The sequence below is a fragment of the Streptomyces albidochromogenes genome, assembly GCF_005981925.1.
Taxonomy (GTDB): domain Bacteria; phylum Actinomycetota; class Actinomycetes; order Streptomycetales; family Streptomycetaceae; genus Streptomyces; species Streptomyces albidochromogenes.
Map to the genome: position 1 here is coordinate 1 of NZ_VBVX01000425.1, position 4,567 is coordinate 4,567.

General features: G+C 73.2%; 4 protein-coding genes. All 4 read left to right on the forward strand.

The genetic code is table 11. The features are described 5' to 3' along the window. Positions 1-214 precede the first annotated feature (214 nt). Positions 215-1,036 carry a glycosyltransferase family 2 protein gene (locus E2E34_RS31675; protein ID WP_138905294.1) on the forward strand — a complete coding sequence of 274 codons (822 nt, stop codon included), beginning with the start codon at positions 215-217 and terminating at the stop codon, positions 1,034-1,036. Then, complete coding sequence (locus E2E34_RS31680) at positions 1,033-2,076, forward strand: glycosyltransferase family 2 protein (protein ID WP_138905295.1); 1,044 nt, start codon at positions 1,033-1,035, stop codon at positions 2,074-2,076. The genes E2E34_RS31675 and E2E34_RS31680 overlap by 4 nt, the downstream gene beginning before the upstream one ends. 20 nt (positions 2,077-2,096) lie before the next feature. Then, a complete protein-coding gene (locus E2E34_RS31685; protein ID WP_138905296.1) occupies positions 2,097-2,870 on the forward strand; it encodes a polysaccharide deacetylase family protein in 774 nt (257 codons plus the stop codon). Continuing rightward, on the forward strand, positions 2,863-4,567 hold a 1,705-nt coding region (locus tag E2E34_RS31690; RefSeq protein ID WP_208765396.1), incomplete at its 3' end, for a polysaccharide biosynthesis protein. The genes E2E34_RS31685 and E2E34_RS31690, both read left to right, overlap by 8 nt.

Sequence of the window (4,567 nt, forward strand, 5' to 3'; positions counted from 1 at the left end):
GGGCGCGGTAGGGGGGTGTCGTGCTCGGTGATCAGTGCTGCATTCGATCAGCACTGTGCCGAGTCGCGTGCCGCGTGGGAAAGCTGTGCCGACTCGCCCGTCCCGTACGGAGACGTATTCCGTCATGGGCCGGGCGAGAACCCCCCTTTCGAACCGGAAACTCATCCGGACCGCCCGGGGGCGGGCGGTCCACCGGTGGAGAGGGAAAAGACTCATGAGCTCATTCCTCCGCCCTGTGATCGAGGGCCAGGATCAACGGACGTCCGCAAGCCATTACCGCCCTGTCTCCTCACATCTCGCCATCGCGCCGCCGGTCAGCGTCGTGATCCCCGCCATGAACGAGGCGGAGAATCTTCCGTACGTCTTCAAGACCCTTCCGGCCTGGATCCACGAAGTGATCCTGGTCGACGGGAATTCGACCGACGACACCGTCCGGGTGGCCCGTGACCTCTGGCCGGGAATCAAAGTCGTCAAGCAGCGCGGAAGAGGCAAGGGCGACGCACTCATCAGCGGATTCGCCGCCTGCACCGGCGAGATCATCGTTATGGTCGACGCGGACGGCTCGGCCGACGGCCACGAGATCGTCAGTTACGTGTCGGCGCTCGTGTCGGGGGCCGATTTCGCCAAGGGCTCGCGCTTCGCCAACGGCGGCGGCACGGACGACATGACCCCGGTCCGCAAGCTCGGCAACCGGGTGCTGTGCGCCGTGGTCAACGCCAAGTTCGGAGCCCGCTACACCGACCTCTGCTACGGCTACAACGCCTTCTGGCGGCACTGCCTCGACAAGATCGACCTCGACTGCACGGGCTTCGAGGTCGAGACGCTGATGAACATCCGGGTCGTCAAGGCCGGCCTGCGGGTCCAGGAGATCCCCAGCCACGAATACGTCCGCATCCACGGCATGAGCAACCTCAGCGCCGTACGGGACGGGCTGCGCGTCCTGAGAGTGATCCTGAAGGAGCAGGGGAAGCGGCGCACCGGACGGCGCCGCCCGCCGGTCTTCGCCCCCGGCGCCGGCCGGGGAGAGGTGTCTTGAGCCATCTGGACATCTCGGTGGTGATCTGCGTGTACACCGAGGACCGCTGGGAGGACATCCTCGCGGCGGTCGACTCGGTGCGCCGCCAGTCACGGCCCGCCGCCGAGACCCTGCTGGTCGTGGACCACAATCCGGCGCTGCTGGAGCGCCTGAGCCAGGAGGTACGCGCGAACACGACGCCGAGCGAGGAGGTGCGGGTGCTCGCCAACGCGGGCCCCCGCGGCCTCTCCGCCGGCCGCAACACCGGTGTCGCCGCCGCCCGCGGCGAGGTCGTCGCGTTCCTCGACGACGACGCCGTGGCGGAGCGCGACTGGCTGCGCCACTTCGCCGAGGGGTACGAGGACCCGCGCGTCATGGCCGTCGGGGGCCGGACCGTGCCCGCGTGGGCGTCCGGCCGTCGGCCGCACTGGTTCCCGGAGGAGTTCGACTGGATCGTCGGCTGTACGTACCGGGGGCTGCCGCCCGGGCGGGTGCGGGTCCGCAACGTCCTCGGCGGCAACGCCTCCTTCCGCAGGTCGGCCTTCGAGGTGGTGGGCGGGTTCGCCACCGGCATCGGAAGGGACGGCGACAAGCGGCCGCTGGGCTGCGAGGAGACGGAGCTGTGCATCCGGCTCACCCGGGCCCTGCCGGACGCGGTGCTGCTGATCGACGACCGCTCGGTGATCCACCACAAGGTCCCGGCCGTCCGGGAGCGCTTCGGCTACTTCCGTACGCGTGCGTACGCCGAGGGGCTGTCGAAGGCACTCGTGGCGCGCAGTGTCGGCATGGGCAAGGGGCTCGAGTCCGAACGCCGCTACACCACCCGGGTCCTGCCGGCCGGTGTCGCCCGGGGGCTGCGCGACGCGGCCCTCGGGCGGCCGGGCGGCGCGGGCCGGGCCGGGGCCATCGTGGCCGGGGTGGTGGCGGCGGCGGGCGGCTACGTGCTCGGCACCCTCCGGGCCCGGCGGGGCGGGGCGAGGTTCTCGGTGCCGGACCCGGCGCCGCGGCCGGGTCCGGCGGCCGGTGCCGGCAGACCCCGGGCGCGGGAGGAGGCGCCGTGAGCGGGCCGGTCCCGATCCTGATGTACCACGCGGTGGGGCCCCGGCCCGCGAGGGCGGCGTACGGCCTCTCGGTCTCCCCCGAGGCGTTCGCCGAGCAGATGGCACTGCTCGGCGAAGGCGGCTTCACCCCGCTGACCACCGCGCAGCTGGGCGCGGCGTGGCGGGGCGACGGGACACTGCCGCGGCGGCCGGTGCTGATCACCTTCGACGACGGTTACGAGGGCGTGCACCGGCACGCCCTCCCCGCCCTCGCCCGGCACGGTTTCGCCGCCACCGTGTTCGTGTCGACGGGCTGGCTGCGCGGCCCGTACGACACGGGAGGCGCGCTCGACACGATGCTCGACTGGGACCAGGTGCGGGAACTGGCCGCCGCCGGTACCGAGATCGGTGGCCACAGCCACACCCATCCACAGCTGGACCAACTGCCGGACGAGGAGCTGTGGTTCGAGGCCCGGCGCTGCCGGGAGATCATCACGGAGGAGCTGGGCGCCCGGCCCGTGTCCTTCGCCTACCCGTACGGTTATTCCAGCCGGCGGGTGCGCCGCACGGTGCGCGAGGCCGGCTTCGCCCAGTCGCTCGCCGTGCGCAACGCCCTCGCCCGGCGGTGCCAGGGGCCGTACGCCCTGGCACGGGTGACCGTACGGCGCACCACCGGCATCGAGGAGTTCGAACGTCTGGTGCACGGGCGGTCCGTCGCCCGTACGTTCGCCGGAAGCAGGGCCCTCACCAAGGGGTACGCCGTGGTCCGCAGAGCCCGCGCGGCCGGCCGGAAGGTAAGCAGGAGCCGTGCCTGACACGACCACCGCCCGGGCCGAAAGCCCGGCGAAGGACGAGCCGCCGACCGCGCGCCGCCTGCGCCTGCCGGGAAGCGGCGGCGGCAGTCCGCTCTTTCGCAACGCCTACGCGCTGATGCTCAACACCGGCATCAGCGCGCTGCTCGGCCTGAGCTTCTGGCTGGCCGCCGCCCGGTACTACTCGGAGTCCGCGGTCGGCCAGGGCTCGGCGGCCATCGCCGCGATGAAGCTGCTGGCCGGGCTGACCGCGCTGACGCTGACCGGGGCGCTCGCCCGGTTCATACCGGTGGCGGGGCGCGGGACCGGGCGGCTGGTGCTGCGGACGTACGCGGGCAGTTCCGTGGTGGTGGCGGGCGCGGCGCTGGTGTTCCTGTCGACGCTCGGCCTGTGGGGCCCTTCGTACAGCTTCCTGAACGGGCCGCTGAACGGCGCGGTCTTCGTGATCGCCGTCGTCGCCTGGTCGTTGCTCACGCTCCAGGACGGGGTGCTGACGGGCCTGCGCAGCGCGCTGTGGGTGCCCGTGGGCAACACCGTCTTCTCGGCGGTCAAGCTGGTGCTGCTGGTCGTGATCGCGGCCTCGGTCCCCACCGCCGGGGTGTTCGTCTCGTGGGTCGCGGCGATCGCCGTGTCCGTGGTCCCGCTGGGATGGCTGGTCTTCCGGCGCCTGGTGCCGCGGCACGTGGCGGCCACCGAGGACCGCGCCCGGCCGCCGACGCTGCGCCAGATGGGCCGGTTCCTGGCCGGCGACTACACGGGGTCGCTGTTCTCACTGGCCGTCGTGTACGCGGTGCCGGTGATCGTCGCCTCGCAGGTCGGCGCCGAGGACAACGCGTACTTCTACATCACCACGACCATCGGCGGCACGGTCAACCTGCTCGCGATCAACATGGGCGCCTCCCTGACGGTCGAAGGCGCGCACGATCCGAGCACCCTCGCCCGCAACTGCCGCGCCGCGCTGCGCCGCATGGCGCGCATCATGCTGCCGGTCGCGGCGGTCCTGTTCTTCGGCGCCCCGTACATCCTGGGCGTGTTCGGCCAGGGGTACGCCGACGCCGCGACCCCGCTGCTGCGCTGGTTCGCCGTCGGCGCGCTGCTGCGCGTCGTCATCGAGGTGTACTTCGCGGTCCTGCGTGCCCAGAGCCGCACCTCCCCGCTCGCCTACCTCCAGGGCGGGCTGTGCGTCCTGGTGCTCGGGCTGACGCTTCTTCTGCTGCCTCGCATGGGGCTCGTGGGGGCGGGGATCGCGGAGATCTCCAGCCTGGCGGTCGTGGCCTCGGTCGCGGGCGTGATGCTGTACCGGGTGGTGCGGTCGGCGCCGCCGGAGACGCCCAGCGGGGCGGACGCGGCGGCTCCGGACGGCGACCTGGCGGACCTGGCGGTCGACGGCGACGCGGGGGTCTTCGCCGGCGGCGAGCACACGGAGCGGGACGGGCCGGCCGGCGGCGGGTTCGGCACGCGCTGGGCGCTGCGCTCGGCGCTCGACTCGCCCACCATGCCGCTCGGAGTGCGGCTGGACTTCGACCACCCGGAGCGCCGGCCCGATGTGCGGCCGGGGCCCCCGGCCCCGGCCCCGGCCGCCGGTACGCCCGCGCCGGCGGACCGGCCGGCCGCCGAGGACGGCGGCACCCGGCCGACGTGGGCCCTGAGGACGCCGCTGCCGGGGGCGGCCGTGCCCGCCCGCTCCCCCGCCTCCGTAC